The 22,479-nt window shown below is 68.8% G+C and carries 21 protein-coding genes; 14 read left to right on the top strand and 7 right to left on the bottom strand.

Translation table 11 applies throughout. The annotated features are described in order from the left end of the window. Positions 1–73 precede the first annotated feature (73 nt). The 12 genes from AC5RVV_RS01240 to AC5RVV_RS01295 all read left to right on the top strand — a co-directional run bounded on the left by AC5RVV_RS01240 (position 74) and on the right by AC5RVV_RS01295 (position 10,868). Entirely contained in the window at positions 74–793 is a 720-nt protein-coding gene (locus AC5RVV_RS01240) for an HAD hydrolase-like protein (protein WP_493999633.1), read from the top strand. Then, complete coding sequence (locus AC5RVV_RS01245) at positions 790–1,455, top strand: lysophospholipid acyltransferase family protein (RefSeq protein ID WP_493999634.1); 666 nt, start codon at positions 790–792, stop codon at positions 1,453–1,455. Before AC5RVV_RS01240 ends, AC5RVV_RS01245 begins: the two co-directional genes overlap by 4 nt. A 48-nt stretch (positions 1,456–1,503) precedes the next feature. Continuing rightward, positions 1,504–3,513, top strand: coding sequence for an excinuclease ABC subunit UvrC (gene uvrC, locus AC5RVV_RS01250; protein WP_493999635.1), 2,010 nt, complete (start codon positions 1,504–1,506; stop codon positions 3,511–3,513). 36 nt (positions 3,514–3,549) lie between these two features. Next, on the top strand, positions 3,550–4,464 hold the full coding sequence (rapZ, locus tag AC5RVV_RS01255; RefSeq protein WP_493978538.1) for an RNase adapter RapZ: 915 nt from the start codon (positions 3,550–3,552) through the stop codon (positions 4,462–4,464). Then, on the top strand, positions 4,464–5,504 hold the full coding sequence (locus AC5RVV_RS01260; RefSeq protein ID WP_493999636.1) for a gluconeogenesis factor YvcK family protein: 1,041 nt from the start codon (positions 4,464–4,466) through the stop codon (positions 5,502–5,504). Before rapZ ends, AC5RVV_RS01260 begins: the two co-directional genes overlap by 1 nt. 15 nt (positions 5,505–5,519) lie before the next feature. Continuing rightward, positions 5,520–6,500, top strand: coding sequence for a DNA-binding protein WhiA (gene whiA, locus AC5RVV_RS01265; RefSeq protein ID WP_493987300.1), 981 nt, complete (start codon positions 5,520–5,522; stop codon positions 6,498–6,500). Between the two features lie 27 nt (positions 6,501–6,527). Beyond that, entirely contained in the window at positions 6,528–6,722 is a 195-nt protein-coding gene (locus AC5RVV_RS01270; protein ID WP_493999637.1) for a hypothetical protein, read from the top strand. Positions 6,723–6,803: 81 nt separating this feature from the next. Continuing rightward, entirely contained in the window at positions 6,804–7,814 is a 1,011-nt protein-coding gene (gene gap / locus AC5RVV_RS01275) for a type I glyceraldehyde-3-phosphate dehydrogenase (RefSeq protein ID WP_493999638.1), read from the top strand. A 35-nt stretch (positions 7,815–7,849) separates the two neighbouring features. Continuing rightward, positions 7,850–9,088 (top strand): phosphoglycerate kinase, encoded by a 1,239-nt coding sequence (locus AC5RVV_RS01280; RefSeq protein ID WP_493999639.1) that lies wholly within the window; start codon positions 7,850–7,852, stop codon positions 9,086–9,088. A 139-nt stretch (positions 9,089–9,227) separates the two neighbouring features. Continuing rightward, entirely contained in the window at positions 9,228–10,043 is an 816-nt protein-coding gene (gene tpiA / locus AC5RVV_RS01285) for a triose-phosphate isomerase (RefSeq protein ID WP_493999640.1), read from the top strand. A 46-nt stretch (positions 10,044–10,089) separates the two neighbouring features. Then, entirely contained in the window at positions 10,090–10,341 is a 252-nt protein-coding gene (gene secG, locus AC5RVV_RS01290) for a preprotein translocase subunit SecG (RefSeq protein WP_127515609.1), read from the top strand. A gap of 140 nt (positions 10,342–10,481) precedes the next feature. After that, positions 10,482–10,868, top strand: a complete 387-nt coding sequence (locus AC5RVV_RS01295) for an RNA polymerase-binding protein RbpA (RefSeq protein ID WP_493999641.1) — start codon at positions 10,482–10,484, stop codon at positions 10,866–10,868. Between the two features lie 43 nt (positions 10,869–10,911). On the opposite strand, the gene pgl is transcribed toward AC5RVV_RS01295, so the two are convergent. The 6 genes from pgl to tkt are packed head-to-tail and all read right to left on the bottom strand — an operon-like array spanning position 10,912 to position 19,040. Beyond that, positions 10,912–11,703 carry a 6-phosphogluconolactonase gene (pgl, locus tag AC5RVV_RS01300; protein WP_493999642.1) on the bottom strand — a complete coding sequence of 264 codons (792 nt, stop codon included), beginning with the start codon at positions 11,701–11,703 and terminating at the stop codon, positions 10,912–10,914. After that, positions 11,693–12,577 (bottom strand): glucose-6-phosphate dehydrogenase assembly protein OpcA, encoded by an 885-nt coding sequence (locus tag AC5RVV_RS01305; RefSeq protein WP_494001252.1) that lies wholly within the window; start codon positions 12,575–12,577, stop codon positions 11,693–11,695. Before AC5RVV_RS01305 ends, pgl begins: the two co-directional genes overlap by 11 nt. 53 nt (positions 12,578–12,630) lie before the next feature. Beyond that, a complete protein-coding gene (gene zwf, locus AC5RVV_RS01310; RefSeq protein WP_493999643.1) occupies positions 12,631–14,190 on the bottom strand; it encodes a glucose-6-phosphate dehydrogenase in 1,560 nt (519 codons plus the stop codon). After that, a complete protein-coding gene (locus tag AC5RVV_RS01315; RefSeq protein ID WP_493999644.1) occupies positions 14,190–15,803 on the bottom strand; it encodes a phosphoglucose isomerase-related protein in 1,614 nt (537 codons plus the stop codon). Before AC5RVV_RS01315 ends, zwf begins: the two co-directional genes overlap by 1 nt. Continuing rightward, a complete protein-coding gene (gene tal, locus AC5RVV_RS01320; RefSeq protein WP_493999645.1) occupies positions 15,800–16,924 on the bottom strand; it encodes a transaldolase in 1,125 nt (374 codons plus the stop codon). Before tal ends, AC5RVV_RS01315 begins: the two co-directional genes overlap by 4 nt. 10 nt (positions 16,925–16,934) lie before the next feature. Then, on the bottom strand, positions 16,935–19,040 hold the full coding sequence (gene tkt, locus AC5RVV_RS01325) for a transketolase (protein ID WP_493999646.1): 2,106 nt from the start codon (positions 19,038–19,040) through the stop codon (positions 16,935–16,937). A 406-nt stretch (positions 19,041–19,446) separates the two neighbouring features. Between tkt and AC5RVV_RS01330 the strand changes: the two genes are divergently transcribed. Both AC5RVV_RS01330 and AC5RVV_RS01335 read left to right on the top strand, forming a co-directional pair. Next, positions 19,447–20,406, top strand: coding sequence for a heme o synthase (locus AC5RVV_RS01330; RefSeq protein WP_493999647.1), 960 nt, complete (start codon positions 19,447–19,449; stop codon positions 20,404–20,406). 139 nt (positions 20,407–20,545) lie between these two features. Next, positions 20,546–21,484 carry a dihydrodipicolinate synthase family protein gene (locus AC5RVV_RS01335; RefSeq protein WP_493999648.1) on the top strand — a complete coding sequence of 313 codons (939 nt, stop codon included), beginning with the start codon at positions 20,546–20,548 and terminating at the stop codon, positions 21,482–21,484. Between the two features lie 59 nt (positions 21,485–21,543). Here the strand turns inward: AC5RVV_RS01335 and AC5RVV_RS01340 are convergent, their stop codons facing one another. Beyond that, positions 21,544–22,479, bottom strand: a complete 936-nt coding sequence (locus AC5RVV_RS01340; protein WP_493999649.1) for a COX15/CtaA family protein — start codon at positions 22,477–22,479, stop codon at positions 21,544–21,546.

Genomic DNA, 22,479 nt, shown 5'->3' on the forward strand with positions numbered 1-22,479 from the left:
GCCGGAGGGAAGAAGGTATTCCCGAGCAGGAATGGATTCCGGCGGATCCGCGGATCTGTGGGAAAATGCCCGGGTGACTCAATTGCCTGCGCTGGTACTTTTCGACCTCGACGGAACCCTGGTTGACCCCGCAGGTGCCATCACCACCGGAATAGCCGGCGCCCTCGCGGCGGCCGGCCTGCCGGTCCCGCCGCAGGAAGAACTCGAATCCCTGGTCGGGCCGCCGCTGGGTGAATCTCTGCGCGGCGCCGGCGTCCCGGAGCACCGGCTCGGCGAGGTGATCGCCTTGTACAGGGCGGGCTACCGCCGGTCCGGCATGGCGGCCAGCCGCGTGTACCCGGGCATCACCGGCCTGCTGGAGCGGCTCCTCTCCACCGGCGCTATCCTCGCCGTCGCCACGCAGAAGCCGACCGGGTTGGCGCGGGAGCTGCTGCGGCTGCAGGGCCTGGAGCAGTACTTTGCGGGAATTTACGGAGCCGAGGGTGACGATCCCGCCCCGGCGGAACCCGGGCTGGGCAAGGTGCCGATCCTGCAGGCCGCGCTGGACGCTTTCAGCGACGCGTGCGGCCCGGTGGTCATGGTGGGCGACCGGCTCTACGACGCGGCCGCTGCGCTCCGGCTCGGCATCCCCGCCGTCGGGGTCGGCTGGGGCTTCGCAGCCCCCGGGGAGCTGGAAGCCGCCGGCGCCGTCGTCGTCGTGGATACCGCCGAAGAACTTGAGGCCGCTATTGGGCGGCTGACCGCCGCCGAGCCCGAGGGCGCCCTGGCCGGACGCCCCGGACCGGCCGCATGAGGACGTTCGAAGCGACCCGCGCCTCGTTCCGGGCCGGGTTGCGGCTCAGCTGCCGGCCGACGATTGAAGGCATCGCGAACTTTCCCGCGACCGGCCCGGTGATTGTGGCACCGAACCACCTGTCCTTCCTCGACAGCGTCATCATCCAGGCGATGATGCCGCGGAAGGTGGCCTTTTTCGCCAAAGCCGAATACTTCACCACCCGCGGTCCCAAGGGTGCTGCGATGCGGTGGTTTTTTCACAGCGTCGGCTCGATACCGGTGGAGCGGGGCGAACAGGCCGCCAGCGTGGCCGCGCTGCAGAGCGCCCTGGACGTACTGGACCGCAACGAGGCTTTCGGGATTTATCCTGAAGGAACACGGTCCCGTGACGGCAAGCTCTACCGGGGCCGCACCGGCGTGGGGTGGCTGGCCCTCACGACCGGGGCGCCGGTGCTGCCGGTCGGGCTGATCGGCACCGAACAGCTGCAGCCCGCCGGGAGGATGATGATCCGGCCGAGCCATTTCACGGTCCGGATCGGCAAGCCGCTGTACTTCAAGCGGACCGGGCCGGAGCACTCGTTGCCGGCGCGCCGGTCGGCCACCGACCAGATCATGGACGCGATCGCCGACCTGACCGGCCAGGAACGCTCGAACAGCTACAACAAGACGCCGTCGGCTTGACCGGCCGGACGGCACCCAGGGCCCAGGCGAGGAAGGGAGTGACCGGCCATGGCTAATCCTGCTTCCTACCGTCCGCGGACGGGGGAGATCCCGACCAATCCCGGCGTCTACCGCTTCCGGGACGAGCACCGGCGGGTGATCTACGTCGGCAAGGCGAAGAACCTGCGGTCCCGGCTCAACAGTTACTTCGCCAGCCCCAAGAACCTGCCGCCCAAGACCCATGCGATGGTGCACACGGCGGCTTCGGTGGAGTGGACGATCGTGGGCAGCGAACTGGAGGCCATCCAGCTCGAGTACACGTGGATCAAAGAGTTCACACCGCGCTTCAACATCATGTTCCGGGACGACAAGTCCTATCCCTACCTGGCCGTGACCATGGGGGAGAAGTTCCCGCGCGTGCAGGTGATGCGCGGCGAGCGGCGCAAGGGCGTGAAGTACTTCGGTCCGTACTACCCGGCCAAAGCGATCCGCGAGACCGTGGACACCCTGCTGCGGGTTTTCCCGGTCCGCACCTGCAGCACCGGCGTCTTCAACCGGGCCCAGCGCACCGGCCGGCCGTGCCTGCTGGGCTACATCGACAAGTGCTCGGCGCCTTGTGTGGGACGGATTTCGCCCGAGGACCACAAGGCCCTGGCCGCCGAGTTTTGCGCGTTCATGGGCGGGGAAGCCGACCGGTTTATCCGGGACCTCGAAAAGAAGATGGCCGCGGCGGTGGCCGAACTCGACTACGAGACGGCGGCGCGTCACCGGGACGACATCGCCGCGCTGCGCCGGGTCTTCGAACGCAATGCCGTGGTGCTCACTGAAGACACCGACGCCGACGTGTTCGCCCTGGCCCAGGACGAACTGGAGGCGGCCGTCCAGGTGTTCCACGTCCGCGGCGGCAGGATCCGCGGCCAGCGCGGCTGGGTGGTGGAAAAGGTCGAGGACCAGAGCGACGCCGACCTGGCCGAACACCTGTTGCAGCAGGTTTACGGGGACGCCGACGGGCCGGACCGGATCCCGCGCCAGGTCATGCTGCCGCAGGAACCGGAGAATGCCGCCGAACTGCAGGCCTGGCTCAGCGCACTCCGCGGCAGCAGGGTGCAGATCCACGTGCCGAAACGCGGTGACAAGGCTGCCCTGCTGGCCACCGTGAGGGAGAACGCCGAGCAGGCCCTGGCCCTGCACAAGAGCCGGCGCGCCGGCGACATTACCACGCGCTCGGCCGGCCTCCAGCAGTTGCAGGAGGCACTGGATCTGCCCGTGGCGCTGCTGCGGATCGAATGCTACGACATCTCCCACGTACAGGGCACCAACGTGGTGGCCTCCATGGTGGTGGTGGAAGACGGGCTGCCCAAGAAGTCCGACTACCGCCGCTTCGCGATCACCGGCGAGGCCGCCCGGGACGACACCTCGGCGATGTATGACGTGATCAGCCGGCGCTTCCGGAACTATCTGGCGGAACAAGGCCACCAGGGCATCCCGGCGGCCGCCGATGCAGGCGAAACCCCTGCCGGGGACGGCGCGGACACCGCCGTCGTGCTTGAAGAGACGCTCACGCCGGCGCCCAAAACCAAGTTCGCCTATCCGCCCAACCTGGTGGTGGTGGACGGCGGGCCGCCCCAGGTGGCCGCCGCTTCCCGCGCGCTGTCGGACCTGGGTATTACCGACGTGTTCGTGGTCGGCCTGGCCAAGCGGCTGGAGGAAGTTTGGCTGCCCGACGACGATTTCCCCGTGATCCTGCCGCGTTCGTCCGAGGGCCTGTTCCTGCTGCAGCGGATCCGCGACGAGGCCCACCGTTTCGCGATTGCCTACCACCGGCAGAAGCGCGGCAAGGCCATGACCGTCTCGGTGCTGGACGGCATCCAGGGCCTCGGGCCGGCGAAACGCAAGGCGCTGCTGAAACATTTCGGCTCGGCCAAGAAACTCAAGGCGGCCAGCGCCGAAGAGCTGCAGCAGGTTCCGGGCATCGGCCCGGCGCTGGCGGCTTCCTTGAAGCGCCAGCTGGCTGCCGGTGCCGCGGAGGAGCCCGCGCCGGCGGTAAATATGGCGACCGGCGAAATCATCGAATCTTAGTTAGGCTAGAGCTTGAATCGAGGAGCGGGGGTCGGGATGGATGGAATGACGATGACGGTGGATGAGGACTTGACGCCGGAAAAGCCGGTGGAATCCGAACTCCTGGTGGTCACGGGGATGTCCGGGGCCGGCCGGACCACGGCGGCGCATGCCCTCGAAGACCACGGCTGGTACGTGGTGGACAACCTGCCGCCGCAGATGCTGGGCACGCTGGCCGAACTGGTTTCGCGGATGCCGCAGTCGCTGCCCAAGCTTGCCGTGGTCGTGGACGTGCGCAGCCAGAGCCTCTTCCGCGACATCCGTGAGGCGCTGCATGCCCTGGCGGCCAGCGGCATCCACTACCGGGTGCTGTTCCTGGACGCCTCCGGGGACGTCCTGGTCCGCCGCTTCGAACAGGGCCGCCGGCCGCACCCGCTGCAGGGTGACGGCCGCATATCCGACGGCATCACCGCCGAACGGGAACTGTTGAGCAGCCTCAAGGACTCGGCCGACCTGGTGGTGGATACCACCGAGATGAACGTCCACGCCCTGGCCACTGCCATCACGGAACTCTTCACCGAATCCGGTCCGATCGTGCTGCGCATCAACGTGGTCAGCTTCGGCTTCAAATACGGGCTGCCGGTGGACGCCAACTTCGTCGCCGACGCCCGCTTCATTCCCAACCCGCACTGGGTCCCCGCGCTGCGCCCGCACACAGGGCTGGACGAGAAGGTCCGCGACTACGTGCTGGTGGACTCCGGGGCCGATGAATTCGTCAACCGCTATGTGGACGCGCTGGAGCCGGTGCTGGAGGGCTACCGCCGCGAGAACAAGCACTACGGCACCATCGCCATCGGGTGTACCGGCGGCAAGCACCGTTCCGTGGCGGTCGCCGAGGAAATCGGGAAGCGGCTGGCCCAGCTGCCGAGCGTCAAAGTCACCGTCCAGCACCGGGACCTGGGGCGCGAATAGTGGCGATCCTGACCGGACCGATGCCGCTGGTTCCCGCCCCGGGGACCTCCCGCAGCCGGACCGGGAAGAGCGGTGCGCCTCCCTCCGTGGTGGCTTTGGGCGGCGGGCACGGGCTCTCTGCCTCGCTGGGCGCGCTGCGGCTGCTCACCACGGAACTGACGGCCATCGTCACGGTGGCCGACGACGGCGGATCCTCCGGCCGCCTGCGCAAGGAGTTCGGCGTCCTCCCGCCGGGAGATCTGCGGATGGCCCTCGCGGCGCTGTGCGATGACACCGACTGGGGGCGGACCTGGCGCGATGTGATGCAGCATCGCTTCAAGTCATCCCCGGGCGCCGAGCCGTCGCTGGACAACCATGCCCTCGGAAACCTGCTGATTGTGACCCTGTGGGAGCTGCTGGGCGACCCCGTTGCCGGCCTGAAGTGGGCCGGCGCCCTGTTGGGGGCCCGCGGGGAGGTGCTGCCGATGGCCACCGTGCCGCTGACCATCGAGGGCGACGTGCTGGTGGAGGGCGAGGACGGGCGGCTGCGCACCGCGCTGATCTCCGGCCAGTCCCGGCTGGCGGCGGCCGGACGCAACAGCCACGTCCACGACGTGCGCCTGCTGCCCGACGACGCCCCGGCCTGCGTCGAGGCACTGAACGCCGTCGAATATGCCGACTGGGTGATCCTCGGGCCCGGCTCCTGGTACACCTCGGTGTTGCCGCACCTGATGCTGAAGGAGATGCGCGAGGCGCTCTGCGACACCCCGGCGCGCCGCTGCCTGACCATGAACCTGTCGGTGGACACCAAGGAAACGTCCGGGATGACGGCCTCGGACCACCTGGCCGCGGTGAGGCGCTGCGCCCCCGGGATGCGTTTCGACGTGGTCTTGGCCGATCCGGCCGTGATTGACGACAAGGGGCGTTTCGAGGATGCCGCGGCCGCGCTGGGAGCACGCGTGGTCTTCGGTAGAGTAGGAAGTTCAGGCGGACGCCCCGTACACGATCCGTTGAGACTGGCGAGTGCCTACCACGACATTTTCGAAGGCCACAAGGATTAGGTAAGGACAAGGTGCATGGCGCTGACCGCAGCAGTCAAGGATGAGCTCGCTCGCCTTGACATCAAGAAGTCCCAGGTCCGGAAGGCGGAGGTCTCGTCGACGCTCCGTTTCGCCGGCGGACTCCACATCATTTCCGGCCGCATCGTCATCGAGGCCGAAGTTGATCTGGCTGCGACCGCCCGGCGGCTGCGCACCGCCATCTCGGAAGTGTACGGCCACAGCGGCGACATCATCGTGGTCTCCGGCGGTGCGCTGCGCCGCGGGAACCGCTACGTCGTGCGCGTGGTGAAGGACGGGGAGTCCCTCGCCCGGCAGACCGGCCTGCTGGACGGCCGCGGCCGGCCGGTCCGCGGCCTGCCCTCCGTGGTCGTCAACGGTTCGGCGGCCGATGCCGAGGCGGTCTGGCGCGGAGCCTTCCTGGCGCACGGTTCGCTGACCGAACCCGGCCGCTCTTCCGCACTGGAGGTCACCTGTCCCGGCCCGGAAGCGGCGCTGGCGCTGGTGGGCGCGGCCCGCCGGCTCGGGATCGCGGCCAAGGCCCGGGAGGTGCGCGGCGTGGATCGGGTTGTCATCCGCGACGGCGACAGCATCGCGGCGCTCTTGACCCGGATGGGTGCCCATGATGCGCTGATGGTGTGGGAAGAACGCCGGATGCGCAAGGAAGTACGCGCTACCGCGAACCGGCTGGCCAATTTCGACGACGCCAACCTGCGGCGCTCGGCCCAGGCCGCCGTCGCGGCGGGCGCGCGCGTGGAGCGTGCCCTCGAGATCCTCGACGACGAGGTGCCGGAGCACCTGCGTTACGCCGGTGAACTCCGGGTGGCGCACAAGCAGGCCTCCCTGGACGAGCTCGGGCGCTTGGCGGACCCGCCGATGACCAAGGACGCCATCGCCGGCCGGATCCGCCGCCTGCTGGCCATGGCGGACAAGCGGGCGCTGGAGCTGCGCATCCCGGGGACCGAAGCCAACGTGACGCCGGAGATGCTGGACGACTAGGCACGGCACGTCAGTTTGGAGGGAACCATGGGCACGCACGAACTGCACCCCGGCCACGGTTGCGCGGCCTTGGAACGGCGCGTCCGGGCGAGGATCATGGAACTGAACGACTTCATGCATGCCAGCCACGGGGCCGGGGCGGCGGACACCGCGCCGGTACCGTCCACCGGGCCGACGTCGCCGCCCGCTTCGCCGCCGCCCGCACCGGCGCTTCCGCGCTGACCACCCGGCCAGCAGGCCGACAACAAGGGCACGGACCGGGGGAGCCCTTCCGGTCACGGCCCATCCACGAGGTAGAGGCTCATGACTACTCGAGTTGGAATCAACGGATTTGGCCGGATCGGCCGCAGCTACTTCCGCGCCGTCCTGGCGCAAGACACAAATCTGGAGGTCGTGGCGGTTAACGACCTGACCGATGCGCATACCCTGGCCCACCTGCTCAAATACGACAGCGTGCTCGGCGTGTTGGCAGAAACGGTCGAGGTGGATGCCGGCAACCTGATCGTCGGCGGCCGGAAGGTCAGCGTCCTGTCCGAAAAGGAACCCGCCGCGCTGCCGTGGAGCGACCTAGGCGTCGACATCGTGATCGAATCCACCGGCCGGTTCAACAAGGGCGGCGGCGCCCGGAAGCACCTCGACGCCGGGGCGAAGAAAGTCCTGATCTCGGCTCCGGCCAAGGACGAGGACATCACCATCGTGATGGGCGTCAACGACGGCGAGTACGACGCCGGTTCCCACCACCTGATTTCGAACGCCTCCTGCACCACGAACTGCCTCGCGCCCATGGCGAAGGTGCTGCACGAGAAGTTCGGCATCGAGCACGGCCTCATGACCACCATCCACGCCTACACCGCCGACCAGAACCTGCAGGACGGGCCGCACCGGGACTTGCGGCGCGCCCGGGCGGCGGCCATCAACCTGGTGCCGACATCGACCGGCGCGGCGAAGGCCATCGGGCAGGTCCTGCCGGAACTGCAGGGCAAGTTGGACGGTTTCGCGGTCCGTGTGCCGGTGCCGACGGGCTCGATGACCGACCTGACCGTCACCGTGTCCCGCGAAACCGACGTGGAAGAGGTCAACGCTGCGTTCAAGGAGGCCGCCGGCGACCCGCACTGGGCCGGGATCATCACGTATACGGAGGACCCCATCGTGTCCTCCGATATCGTCACAGACCCGGCGTCTTCGATCTTCGACTCGGGACTGACTAAGGTAATGGGTAATCAGGTGAAAGTTGTTGGCTGGTACGACAACGAGTGGGGCTACTCCAACCGCCTGGTGGACCTGACGGCTCTGATTGCTTCAAAGCTGGCCTAGGTCCCGCCCGTCCCGTCCTCCGCACGAAGGAAGAAATGACTGCACATTCTCTTGATGCCCTGCTGGCCGCCGGGGTCCGCGGACGCCACGTGTTGGTCCGCTCAGACCTGAATGTCCCCCTGGAGGGCGAACTCCCGGACCTGGCGGTCTCCGACGACGGGCGGATCCGGGCGTCCCTGCCGGTCATTGTCAAGCTCGCGGAAGCCGGGGCGCGGGTGGTCGTGACGGCCCATCTAGGCCGCCCCAAGGGCGCACCCGAAGAGAAGTTCTCGCTGCGCCCCGCCGTCGCCCGGCTGAAGGAACTGGCACCGGTCACGGTCAAGTTCGCCGCGGACACGGTGGGCCCGGCCGCCCGGGAGGCGGCCGCGGGGCTGCAGGACGGGGAAGTGCTGGTGGTGGAGAACGTGAGGTTCGACCCCCGGGAAACCAGCAAGGACGACGCCGACCGGGAGGCCTTCGCCGCCGAACTCGCCGCCCTGACCGGCGCCGACGGAGCCTACGTGGACGACGCCTTCGGTGCCGTCCACCGCAAGCATGCTTCGGTCTTCGACATTGCCCGCCGGCTTCCGGCCTACCAGGGCGACCTCGTGCGGACGGAGCTCCAGGTCCTGAACAAGCTCACCGAGGCGCCGCAGCGGCCGTATGTGGTGGTCCTGGGCGGTTCCAAGGTCTCGGACAAGCTGGCCGTGATCGAGAATCTGTTGGGCAAGGCCGACTACCTGCTGGTCGGCGGCGGCATGGTCTTCACCTTCCTGGCGGCCCAGGGCTACAAGGTCGGCTCCAGCCTGCTGGAGCAGGACCAACTGGACACCGTGCGCGGCTATCTGGCACGCGCCAAGGAACTGGGTTGCACGTTCATCCTGCCGACCGACATCGTGGTCGCCGAGAAGTTTGCCGCCGATGCGGCCTGGGAAGTAGTTCCAGCGGACAGCATCGAGTCGGCATCCTTTGGCTCCGCCGGCATCGGCCTGGACATCGGCCCGGAGTCGGCCGAGGCCTTCGCCCACCAGATCCACTCGGCGAACACCGTTTTCTGGAACGGACCGATGGGCGTGTTCGAGTTCGCCGCCTTCGCCAACGGCACCCGCACGGTCGCCAAGGCCCTCACCGGCAGCGACGGCTTCACCGTCGTCGGCGGAGGCGATTCCGCCGCCGCTGTGCGTGCCCTCGGCTTCGACGACGGCGCCTTCGGACACATTTCCACCGGCGGCGGCGCCAGCCTCGAATACCTCGAGGGCAAGACCCTGCCCGGCCTGGCGGCACTGGAGAACTGATCGAGCGGCATCTCCTGCCCCCGGCGGCAGGAGATGCCGGCATCGCCCAGGCCCGCGGCGCGCGCGGCGCCTCCGGATTGCCCCGCCACACCGCTCAGCACGGCGTCCACCGCGGCGCCCCCGACAGATGGAGACCTCAGTGACCAGCTCGACCAACGGAAAGTTCGACCGCACCCCGCTGATCGCCGGCAACTGGAAGATGAACATGGACCATGTCCAGGGCATCACCCTCTTGCAGAAACTGGCGTGGACGCTCAGCGATGCCCGGCACGACTATGCCCGGGTCGAGGTCGCCGTGTTCCCGCCGTTCACCGATCTGCGCGGCGTGCAGACGCTGGTCAATGGCGACGACCTGAAGCTGGTTTACGGCGCCCAGGACCTCTCGCCGCACGATGCCGGCGCCTACACCGGTGACATCTCCGGGCAGTTCCTGGCCAAGCTGGGCTGCCGGTACGTGCTGGTCGGGCATTCCGAGCGGCGCGAGATCCACGGCGAGGACGACACGTTGCTGAACGGGAAGCTGAAGGCGGCCTACCGGCACAAGCTGACCCCGGTGCTGTGCGTCGGGGAAGGCCTCGCGGTGCGCCAGGCCGGGAACCATGTGGAGCACACGCTGGGTCAGTTGCGGGCGGATGTGGCAGGCCTGGACGCCGGTCAGGCCGCCCGGTTGGTCATCGCCTACGAACCGGTGTGGGCGATCGGCACCGGGGAAGTGGCCGGTCCGGAGGACGCCCAGGAGATGTGCGCCGCCATCCGCGCGGAGATGGCCGTCCTCTTCGATGACAGCGTGGCGGCGGGGGTGCGGTTGCTCTACGGCGGCTCCGTGAAGGCGGCGAACGCGGCCGCGATCCTGAACGAGCGCGACGTGGACGGCGTGTTGGTCGGTGGCGCCAGCCTGGATGCAGGCGAATTTGCTAATATTGTCAGGTTCGAACAACACCTGCTGACAAAGTGATGTCTGCCCGCCACTGGGATATCCCGACAGCTGACGAAAGGCCACTGTGGAAGCTCTGAAGATCACGCTGCAAATCCTGCTCGGCATCACGAGCCTGCTGCTGACCCTGCTCATCCTGCTCCACAAGGGGCGCGGCGGCGGCATGTCCGACATGTTCGGCGGCGGCATGACCACCAGCCTGGGATCGTCCGGCGTCGCGGAGCGCAACCTCAACCGGTTCACGGTGGTCCTGGGGCTGGTCTGGGGCACGGTCATCGTGGCCCTGGGCCTCATGATGCGTTTCAGCGCGGAATCCTGACCGACGCTTCCGGGGCCCGGCTCCGCTGTCCGGGACCGGCGGGCCGACGACTTGGCCCAACCCCTTAACCCTTCGCTGTTCGACCCGTAGACTGGTGCCCGATGCAGGGGGCATCGATTCTTCTCAGCGGGGGAGCAAACATGGTTGATCCGTCGAATTCTTTCCGCGCGGTCCGGGTGGGCTCCGAATCGGGTGCCGGGCTCGCAGGCTGGCAGGCCGTGACCGGGCGGACGGTAGTTCCGGTGACCAAGGTTCCCGTCACGTATTGGTGTCCGAAGGGACACGAGACCACTCCGGTCTTCGCCAATCTGAGCGAAGCCGACATCCCGCCGTCCTGGGACTGCCCGCACTGCGGCCAGACGGCGGCCAGGGAACCGGGCGCGTACGTCACCGACGCCCGCAGCAGCGACGAGCCCTACAAGAGCCATCTGGAATACGCGAAGGAACGGCGCAGCCCTGACGAGGCGGAGGCCGTGGTGGAACAGGCGCTCGAGAAGTTGCGGCGCCGGCGTCGGGAGGCGCGCTAGCGGTCGAACCCGCCGGCCCGGCCGCCGCCCGGAGCAACTGCTGTCAGCCGTCGCCTCTCTCGGCCGCGGACAGCAGTGCGTCGGGCAGCTTGGACGCGGCGTCCCGGTCCAGCAGCCACGCGGTGCGTTTGCGCCCGCGGGCACCGGCGGCGGGAACCTGCACCGGGTTGGCGCCGGCGAGGGCGAGTCCCACGGCGCCGGCCTTGTCCTGGCCGCCCACCACCAGCCAGACCTCGTCCGCGGAGTTGATCGTCGGGAGCGTCAGGGACACGCGCTCCGGAGGTGGTTTCGGCGCATCGGTCTCGCCGATCACGGACCGCTCTTCCTCGCGGATGCCGCCCATCTCGGGGAACAACGAGGCGATGTGCGCATCCGGCCCGACGCCCAGCAGCAGCACGTCGAACCTCGGCACCGGGCCGCTGGTGCCCTCCTCGGCCGCGGCCTGGCGCAGCGCCGCGGAATAGGCCACGGCGGCCGCGTGGGGGTCGGCGTGTTCTCCGGCGGCCCCGAAGGGGTGCACCCGGGCCGGGTCCAGGGGGAGCGCGTCCAGCAGCGCTTCGCGTGCCTGCCGTTCGTTGCGGTCGCGGCTGTCCTTGGGGACGAACCGCTCGTCGCCCCACCAGATGTTCACCTTGGACCAATCGAAGCCGGCGGGGGTATCGACGGCGGCTACCGCCTTCAAGGTGTTGATGCCCAGGCTGCCGCCGGTGAGCACCACCGTGGCGTCGCCGCGGGCGGCTTGGGCCGCCGCCAGGCGCTCCACCAGCCTCCGGGCCACCGAGCCGGCGACGGCGGCGGTGTCGGGGTGGACGATGACGTGTGGTTCAGCGGTCACTGCGGCGCACGCTCCTCAAATTGGTTCGGGGCAATCCGTGTATCAGCACCTCGCCGAACACTTCGTCCGGGTCCAGCCGGCGCAGTTCCTCGGCCAGGCATTCCTCCAGCGGGCGGCGCGGCAGCGTAATACGCTGCACCGGCAGGCCGGGCATGATCAGTTCGGCCACGGACGGGCCGGGACGCAGGATCCGGATGTCGCCGGTCGTCCGTGAAATGCGCACGCCCCTGATGCCGGTCCCCGCCGTGTCCTCCACGATGGTCACCGGCGCGTTCAGTGCCAGCGTCAGCCACGCCGCCAAGAGGACGGTGCTGGGGGAGTCCGAGGCGCCCTCCACGGCAACCGAGGTGACCGGGGCAGGTTCCAGCTGGTCAAAGACGGCGGCCAGCTGCACGCGCCAACTGGTCAGCCGCGTCCAGGCCAGGTCCGTGTCGCCGGCGGTATAAGTCTCGCGCAGGCTGAACAGCGCCTGCTGCGGGTCCGGCTCCTTGTCTGAATCCGTGATGCGGCGGTGCGCAATCCGGCCAATCGACGTGCGCGAAGCATCCTTCGGCATGCCGTGCGGCCACCAGGCGACGATCGGGGCGTCGGGCAGCAGCAGCGCGGCCACGAGGGACTCGCTCTCGGCTGCCAGCTGGCCGTAGCCGTACAGCACCACCACCTCGGCCGCTCCGGCGTCGCCGCCGACCCGGATCTGGGCATCCAGCTTGGTCTCCGCCTCCGACCCGGCGTCGACCAGGGCGATGATCCGGCAGGGATGTTCCCGGCTCGCGGCGTTGGCGGCGAAGATGGCCTCTTCTTCGTACCCGAGCGAGGTCACGACCACCAGGGTCAGCACGCGCCCCAGGGCCACAACGCCGCCTTGTTCCCGCATGGCCACGATTTCCTTGGAGACCTTCGATGTGGTGGTGTCCTTGAGCTCTTTGATCACGGCCTTCTCCAAGTGCGTCCGTCGCGGGCCAGCAGCTCATCGGCCGACGCCGGTCCCCAGCTGCCAGGGGAGTAGGGTTCCGGCCGGGTACGGCTGTTGGCCCAGTACTCCTCGAACGGGTCCAGGATCTTCCAGGACAGCTCGACCTCCTGGTGGCGGGGGAACAGCGGCGGCTCGCCGAGCAGTACGTCCAGGATCAGCCGTTCGTAGGCCTCGGGACTGGACTCGGTGAACGCGTGCCCGTAGCCGAAGTCCATGGTGACGTCCCGGACCTCCATTTGCGTGCCGGGCACCTTGGACCCGAAGCGCATGGTGACTCCTTCATCGGGCTGGACACGGATCACCACCGCGTTCTGGCCGAAGTCGTCCTCGTGGTGGTTGGGGAACAGCAGATTCGGCGCGCGTTTGAACACCACCGCAATCTCCGTGACCCGGCGGCCAAGGCGCTTGCCGGCACGCAGGTAGAACGGCACACCGGCCCAGCGCCGGGTGTGGATGTCCAGCCGCAGCGCGGCATAGGTCTCGGTGACCGAATCCGGGTTGAAACCTTCTTCCTCCAGGTAGCCGGCCACCCTCTCACCGCCCTGCCACCCGCCGGTGTACTGGCCGCGGGCCGAATGGGCCGACAGGTCCTCGGGGAGCTTGACGGCGGCCAGCACCTTTTCCTTTTCCGTCCGCAGGTCCTCGGCGTTGAAGGAAATGGGTTCCTCCATGGCGGTCAGGGCGAGCAACTGCAGCAGGTGGTTCTGGATGACGTCGCGCGCCGCCCCGACGCCGTCGTAATAGCCTGCGCGGCCACCGATGCCGATGTCTTCCGCCATGGTGATCTGCACGTGGTCCACGTAGTTCGCGTTCCAGAGCGGCTCGAACAGCTGGTTGGCGAAGCGCAGGGCCAGGATGTTCTGGACCGTCTCCTTGCCCAGATAGTGGTCGATCCTGAACACCGCGTCCGGCGGGAAGACCGATTCGACGATGTTGTTCAGTTCGCGTGCGGACTGAAGGTCATGCCCGAAGGGCTTCTCGATGACAACCCGCCGCCAGGGCATGCCGTCAACTTCCTCGGGCGCCTGGGCCAGGCCGTGCGAGGAGAGCATCTTGCACACCTGCTCGAAGGCCTTGGGCGGAATCGAGAGGTAGAACGCGTGGTTGCCCTGCGTCCCGCGCTGCTCGTCCAGCTCTTCCAAGGTGCCGCGGAGCTGCTCAAAGGCATCCTCGTCGTCGAAGGCGCCCTGGACGAACCGGATGCCCGCCGCCAGGTGCGTCCAGATGTCCTCGCGGAACGGGGTGCGGGCATGCCGCTGCACGGATTCCTTCACCTGGGCCGCGAACTCGTCGTCGTCCCACGGCCTGCGGGCAAAACCGACCAGCGCGAAGCTCGGCGGCAGCAGCCCGCGGTTGGCCAGGTCGTACACCGCCGGCATGAGCTTCTTGCGGGCAAGGTCTCCGGTGACCCCGAACAGCACCAGGGAACAGGGGCCGGCAATGCGGTCGAGCCGGCGGTCGCGCGGGTCCCGGAGCGGGTTGACCTGACGCCGCCGTCGTTCGGAAGGGGCCATTACTGCTTTCCACCCAGTCGGGACACCGCGTCCATCACCTGGCGCACACCGGCGGCCCGGTCGGCCAAATGCAGGCGCAGGACGGGGCGGCCGCCCTCTCGCAGCACGTTGGCGTCGCCGGCGGCCTGGGCATCGATCAGTTCGCCGAAGCTGAACTCGCGTCCCGGAATGGGGATGTCCGTCGCGGCCTCGCCGGTCAGCTGCAGGTAGACCCCGATGCCCGGCCCGCCCTTGTGGAACTGCCCGGTGGAGTGCAGGAACCGCGGGCCCCAGCCGAAGGTGACGGGCCGTCCGGTCGCCTCGGCCAGCAGGGGCCGGATGCGTTCCAACTCGGCCTGGCCGAAGCGGTCAAGGTAGGCCTGCACGCTCACGTAGCCGTCCGGCCCCAGTTGGCTCAGCAGGCCGCGCAGCGCGTCGTCCAGCGACGCACCCATGGCCAGGCCGCTGCCGCGCACCTGGACGGAGCCGTCGGTGAAGTCGGGCAGCGCCGCGGCCGGGCGTTCGTCCAGCAGTCCGCGTGCCGCGGCCTTCGCCGCCTCGACGTCCGGCTGGTCGAAGGGGTTGATGCCCAGCAGGCGGCCGGCCACCGCCGTGGCGTATTCCCACAGCAGCAGTTGGCTGCCCAGGCTCCCGCCGACGGCAACCTCGTCGGCTCCGACCGTCACCTCGTGATCGGGGGAGACCAGCCGGACCACCAGCACATCCTTGGCTCCCGAGACGGTCTCCGGGTCGCCGGCGTTGACCACCACCGGCAGCAGTCCGGTTCCCAGCTTGCCGGTGGACTCGGCGATCAACTGCTCGGCCCAGTCCGCGAAGCCGACGATTCCGGAACCGTCGTCGGCGATGGCTACCTTGTTGCGCAGCGGCTCCGTGCCGGCCAGCGCGGCGCCCAGGGCCAGGGCCATGTTGTCGGCGGAATCCTCGGAGAGCACCTCGGCGGCCTCTTCGGCGTCGTCGAGCAGCCTCTCGATGTCCACGCCGGCCAGTCCGGCAGGGACCAGCCCGAACGCGGTCAGTGCGGAGTACCGTCCGCCGACGTTGGGGTCGGCGTTGAACACCGCACGGTACCCGGCTTCCCGCGCCGCCTCATCCAGCGGGGAGCCGGGATCGGTGACCACGATGATGCGTGAGGCGGCGTCCAGCCCGGCGTCGGCGAAAGCCTGCTCGAAGACACGGCGCTGGGAATCGGTTTCCAGCGTGGAACCGGACTTGGAGGACACGATGATGGCGCTGTCGGCCAGCCGTTCGGCCAGCGCGGCACCCACCTGCTGGGGATCCGTGCTGTCGAGCACGGTGAGCTCCACGCCGGCGGTATTGGCGATCACTTCGGGCGCCAGCGAGGAGCCGCCCATCCCGGCCAGCACAAAGCGCGTCACGCCCTCGGCCGCAAGCTCCTTGCGCAGCTCCAGGATCTCCGGAACCAGCGGCCGGGACAGCGCCGCTGCATCGACCCAGCCGAGGCGGACGGCCGCCTCGGCTTCTGCCTCCGGGCCCCACAGGGTGTTGTCCTGCGTCGCGATGCGGGACGCGACGCGGTCCTCCACCAGGGTGCCGATATGACGGCGGACGGCGGCCAGTGCGGCTCCCGACGCTTCGAAAGCCAGCGAACTCATGACTGCCGGGCTCCGTGCACCGAGTCGAGGGCGTTCTGGACGGTCTCCCGCAACTGCTGCCAGCTGGCCACAAACTTCTCCAGGCCCTCCTCCTCGAGCAGTTCCACCACCTCGTTGTAGGAAATTCCGGCCTGCGCGATGTCGTCGAGCACCTTGTTCGCTTCCGCGTAGGTGCCGGTGACCCGGTCTCCCTCGACCTTCCCGTGGTCGGCGAGGGCTTCCAGCGTCGGCTCCGGCATGGTGTTGACCACGTTCGGGGCCACCAGTTCGGTGACGTACAGGGTGTCCGGGTACTCCGGGTTCTTCACGCCGGTGGAGGCCCACAGCGGCCGCTGCGGCCGGCCGCCGGCGGCGGCCAGCACCTGCCAGCGCTCGGTCGCGAATTGCTCCTCGTAGATCTGGTACGCCAGGCGGGCGTTGGCGACGCCGGCCTTGCCCTTCAACGCGGCCGCCTCCGCGGACCCGGCGGCGTCCAGGCGCTTGTCGATCTCGGTATCGACGCGGGAGACGAAGAACGAAGCCACCGAGTGGATGGTCGACAGGTCCTTGCCGTTTTCCTTGGCCTGCTCCAGACCCAGCATGAAGGCGTTAATCACTTCGCGGTAGCGCTGCAGCGAGAAGATCAGCGTCACGTTGACGCTGATGCCGAGCGCGAGGGTCTCGGTGATGGCCTCCAGGCCTTCGCTGGTCGCCGGGATCTTAATGAAGGCATTGGTGCGGCCCACGGCCTTGTGCAGATGCTGCGCCTCGGCGGCCGTGCCGTGCGCGTCACGGGCCAGCCGCGGATCCACCTCAATCGACACGCGGCCGTCCACGCCTTCCGTATCGGCGGCGAGCGGGGAGAACAGGTCGCAGGCCTCGGCCACGTCTGACGTGGTGATGGCGAAGACCGCCGTATCCACGTCCGCGCCGTCGGCGGCCAGTTGCTGGACCTGCGCCTCGTAGCTGCGGCCGTCCTGCAGGGCGGCGGCGAAGATGGAGGGGTTGGTGGTGACGCCCACCACGTTCCGTTCGTCGATCAGGGCCTTCAGGGTCCCGGAGTTGATCCGCTCCCGCGAAAGGTCGTCGAGCCAGATGGAAACGCCCGCGTCGGAGAGTGCCTGGGTGTTCGGGTTGGACATTGCGTCCTCCTTAGGAATCGGTGGTCTGGGAGAGCGAGTCGCGGGCGGCCTCGACAACAGCCTCGGCCGTGAGTCCGAACTCGCGGAACAGGGTCTTGTAGTCGGCCGAGGCGCCGTAGTGCTCCAGGGACACGCTGCGGCCGGCATCGCCGACCAGGCCGTCCCAGCACTGCGCGATGCCGGCTTCCACCGACACACGGGCCTTGATGCCGGCCGGGAGCACGGACTCGCGGTAGGCGGGGTCCTGCCGGTTGAACCACTCGAGGCAGGGAACGGAGACCACGCGGGTGGCGATGCCGTCGGCCTGCAGCGTTTCGCGGGCCTGGACGGCCAGTTGCACCTCGGAACCGGTGGCGAGCAGGATCACCTGCGGCGTCGTGTCCGTGCCGTCGGACTGCGCCTCGGCCAGCACGTAGGCGCCCTTCGCCACGTTCTCGGCGGAGGCGAAGCCGTTCCCGCCGCGCTCGTAGACGGGCAGGTTCTGCCGCGTGAGCACGATGCCGGCCGGGTTGCTGTGGTTCTCCAGCACCGCCTTCCAGGCCTGGGCCACCTCGTTGGCATCGGCCGGACGGACGACGTCGAGGCCCGGAATGGCACGCAGGCTCGCCAGCTGCTCCACCGGCTGGTGGGTCGGTCCGTCTTCACCGAGCCCGATGGAATCGTGCGTCCACACGTAGATGGAGGGAACGCCCATCAGGGCGCCCAGCCGGATGGCCGGCCGCTGGTAGTCGCTGAAGATCAGGAACGTGCCCGAGAAGGCGCGGGTGTTGGAGCTGAGCACAATGCCGTTCACGATGGAGGCGGCCGCATGCTCGCGGATGCCGAAGTGCAGCACCCTGCCGTACGGCCCGCCGGACCACATGTCGGTCTGCCGCGACTCGGGAACGAACGACGGGGAGCCTTCGATCGTGGTGTTGTTGGACTCGGCCAGGTCCGCCGAACCGCCCCACAGCTCCGGCAGCACCGGGCCGATGGCGTTGAGCACCTTGCCGGAGGCGGCCCGGGTCGAGACGTCCTTGCCGGCCGGGAATTCGGGCAGCGCCGCCTCCCAGCCTTCCGGCAACTCGGACGCCTGCACACGGTCCAGCAGCGCGGCGTTCTCCGGGTTGGCCTCGCGCCAGGCCTGGTAGCCGGTCTCCCAGTCCGCGCGGGCCTGCTTGCCGCGCGCGGCCACCTGCCGGGCGTGATCCAAGACCTCCGGCTCGACCGCGAAATGCTGCTCCGGATCGAAGCCGAGCACCTCCTTGACGGCGGCGACCTCCTCGGCACCCAGGGCGGAGCCGTGGATCTTGCCGGTGTTCTGCTTCTTGGGGGCGGGCCAGCCGATGATGGTGCGCAGCGAGATGATCGAGGGCCGGGACGTCTCGGCCTTCGCGGCCTTCAAAGCCTCGGACAGGGCCGGGACGTCTTCGACGTATTCGCCGGTCTCGGTCCAGTCGACCCGCTGGGTGTGCCAGCCGTACGCCTCGTACCGCTTGAGCACGTCTTCGCTGAAGGCGATGTCGGTGTCGTCTTCGATCGAGATCTTGTTGTCGTCGTAGAGCACCACCAGGTTGCCCAGCTCCTGGTGGCCGGCCAGGGAGGATGCCTCCGACGTGACGCCCTCCTGCAGGTCGCCGTCGGACGCGATCACCCAGACCGTGTGGTCGAACGGGCTCTCGCCGGCGGCAGCATCGGCGTCGTACAAGCCGCGGGTGCGGCGCTGCGCATAGGCGAAGCCGACGGCGGAGGCGAGCCCCTGGCCCAGCGGGCCGGTGGTGATTTCGACACCTGGGGTGTGCTTGTACTCCGGGTGGCCCGGCGTGAGCGATCCCCAGGTCCGCAGCGCCTTCAGGTCCTCCAGTTCCAGGCCGTAGCCGGAGAGGAACAGCTGGATGTACAGCGTCAGCGAGGTGTGGCCGGGGGAGAGGACGAACCGGTCGCGGCCCACCCAGTGCGGATCGGTGGGGTCGTGGCGCATGAACTTCTGGAAGATCAGGTACGCGGCCGGGGCCAGGCTCATGGCGGTGCCGGGGTGGCCGTTGCCGACCTTCTCGACTGCATCCGCAGCGAGGACACGCACCGTGTCCACCGCCCGCTGGTCCAGCGATGTCCAGGACAATTCCTGATCTTCCATGTGTGGCACCGGGTGGGCCCCTTTCTGATCTACGTCTAAGCGGCAGCCGACGGTCCGGAAAACAGCCGTGGCCGCGGACCGATTGGGCCATTCGCCGTTGTTGCTGCCTCAAGCTTGTTGCGCCCATAACCGCGGATTGGCGCTCCTTCCCCACTCTATCCGTTGCATCTGCAATGCGCAGGACGTGGTGCAGTGCCAGCAGTCACAGCGGTCACTGTTTGACGCCGGCGGCCGCCCCCGGCCCGCGCGGGTTTCGGCGAGGGCAGGCGACACCGGTTTCCACGGGCAGGAAACCGGTTTCTACGAGACATAGAAGGAGTATGATGTAGGTGCACCTTGGCCCGTCCTTAACGGCTGGGCGCTTTCGTGTGTCAGACGAACTCCAGCAGAACTGAGTGGTTTTTCCTTGAATATCCAGACCGTTCCGGACCAGGCGTTGGCCGTTCCGGCCAAGCCCGGCTTCTCGCGCAAGGCCAAGGCCTACCTGTCGCTCACGAAGCCCCGCGTGATGGAACTTCTGCTGGTGACCACCCTGCCCACCATGATCTTCGCCCAGGGGGGTTTCCCCGACCTCTGGCTGATGGCTGCCACGATGGTCGGCGGTGCCCTCGCCGCCGGTGCGGCCGGGTCCTTTAACTGCTACATCGACCGGGACATGGATAAGCTCATGCACCGGACCGAAAACCGCCCGCTCGTGACCGGGGAACTGACTCCGCGCGAGGCGCTGGTGTTCTCCTGGGCGCTCGCCGTCGTGGCCGTGGCGCTCCTCTGGTTCGGGGCTAATCCGCTGGCCGGCATGCTGGGCGTCGGCGCGATCTTCTTCTACGTCGTGATCTACACGCTGATCCTCAAGCGCCGCACCTCGCAGAACATCGTCTGGGGCGGCGCCGCCGGGTGTTTCCCCGTGCTCATCGCCTGGGCCGCGGTGACCAACACGGTGGCGTGGCCGGCGGTGATCCTGTTCATGGTCATCTTCCTGTGGACGCCTCCGCACTACTGGCCGCTGTCCATGAAATACAGCGACGACTACAACGCGGCCAACGTGCCGATGCTCGGCGCGATCGCCAGCGCACGGCAGGTCTCCGTGCAGGTTGTCCTCTACGCCTGGGCCACCCTGGTCTGCTCGCTGCTGCTGGCTCCGGTCGGCGGCGCCGGCTGGGTCTACACCATCGTGGCACTGGTCAGCGGTTCCTGGTTCGTCTACGAATCGCACCGGCTCTACGCGCTGACCAAGCGCGGAACCGAAAGCACCGCCGTCACGAACAAGAGCGCCATGCGTGTGTTCCATGGTTCCATCAGCTACCTCACGGTGCTGTTCCTGGCCCTGGCCCTGGATCCCTTTATCGGCGGTCCCGTCTTCGGCTAGGCGCAACCCGCCCGACGCCAGCCTGCTGCCTCCCGGCGGTGCGCCGGGGGCCCTGCTGCCCGTGCCGGGCCCTGCGGGGGCGGCCCTGCTGCCCGTGCCGGGCCCTGCGGGGGCGGCCCTGCTGCCCTAAGATTGCGGCATGAATCCCTTCCGCGGCCTGATTGCCTATCCGGTGACCCCCTTCCATCACGACGGCGGCGTCAACCTTCCGGAGCTGATCCGCCATATCGCGGCCGTGAGCGAGGCGCCCGTCGACGCGATCACGGTGCTGGGCAGTTCGGGCAACTTCGCGTATCTGGACCGCGCGGAACGACGGGATGTCGTCACGGCGGCGGTGGAGGCGGTTAAGGCGGTCCGGCCTGGGCTGCCGGTGTGCGTCGGCGTGAGCGCGGTGGGCACCCGTGAACTCCTGCAGAACATCGACGACGCCAACGCGGCCGGTGCCGACGGCCTCCTGGTCTCCACAGTGTCCTACTATCCCCTGACGGACGAGGAAGTGGCGGCCCAGTGTGTTGCGGCTGCCCGCCGGTCCGGTCTCCCCGTTTGCCTGTACAGCAATCCCCGCACCACGCAGTTCAGCTTCAGCCTGGAGCTCGTGGCCGAGCTGGCCGCGGAACCCAACATCGTGGCCGTGAAAGAATCGGCACCCTCCGCCGAAGTATTCCGCGGCCGATATGAAGAACTCCGCGGCCTGCTGCCGGTCGGGGCCGGCGACTTCAGCCACGGCATGAGCGGCGACGCGCTGATCGCCGACGCCGGCTTCGCGGCCGACGCCTGGCACGGCGGGCCGATCGCCGTGTTGCCGGCGCATTACCGGGTGTTGCGCGACGCCGTGGTGGCCGGCGATAAGGAAACCGCCGCCGCGGCACGGGCCGCGTTGGCTCCCCTCATGGCCTATTTCGCGTCGTTGCGCCCGCTCAGCAATCTCTACTCGCTGGCGAGGGCCGCCGGGATCGATGCGGGCGATCCGCGGCTGCCGCTGCACCCATTGCCCGGGAGCAGCCGCCGCGAACTCGCGCGCCTCCTGGAGGATATCGAGGCGTTCCGCCCGGCTGACCGGGCGCCGGCAGGACAGTAGCGCCGGCCCCGCCGAACCGGGCGGATTGGGGCGGTAACTTGCCCGCCGGAACGGCCGGACTAGAGCGGGAACTTGCCCGTCGAACGGTCCCAGACGTTCGTGGCCGCGACGGTCAGCAGGGCCGACCCGAGCATGTGCAGCAGCACGAGGCCGACGGGCAGGCCGGTGAAGTGCTGGAGGTAACCGATGCCGCCTTGCAGCACGACCACGGCGGCCAGCCACCAAAGGGCGGTGCGCAGTTGCGGGGAGGTGGCGCGGCGGTAGGCGAGCACCAGCGCCAGCACTATCGCCGCGACCAGCAGGTAGACCGGCACCACGTGGATCCGCGTGACCAGGTCGGCGCTGAAGTCGTGCCGCGGGGCACTGGCGTCGCCGGCATGCGGGCCGGTGCCGGTCACGATCGTGCCCAGCACGATGGAGGCAGCGGAGGTAGCGGCGATGGTCCAGCCCAGGGTTGCCTGGATGCGCGGGACCGGAGCGACGGCCACGGCGGAGCGGCCGCGCAGGTACATGCCGGTGCGGTTCACCAGCAGCGTGGCCACGGCCACGAGTGCCGCCGAGGCCAGGAAGTGCAGGCTCACCACCCACGGGTTAAGGTCGGTCCACACGGTGATGCCGCCGATCAGGGCCTGCACCGGAATGACGCACAGCAGGGCCACCGCCAGGCCGAACAGGGTGCGGTGCGAACGGCGCATCCGCCACAGCGACACGAGCATGGCCACGGCGATAATGACCAGGATGAACGTCAGCGTGCGGTTGCCGAATTCGATCAGCCCGTGGATGCCCATCTCCGGCGTCGGCGTCATCGAACCGGGCACGCAGTTGGGCCACTCGGAGCAGCCCAGGCCGGACTTGGTCAGCCGCACGGCGCCGCCGGTGATGATGATGCCCATCTGCGATGCCAGCGAGGCGATGGCCAGCCCGTGCACGGTTCGAGTGACCGAGACGGGCAGCCGATCCTTGAGGTCGCGGTACTTCGGGGTGGCGGTGGTCAT

The sequence above is a fragment of the Arthrobacter sp. MDT2-34-1 genome (genome assembly GCF_059091365.1).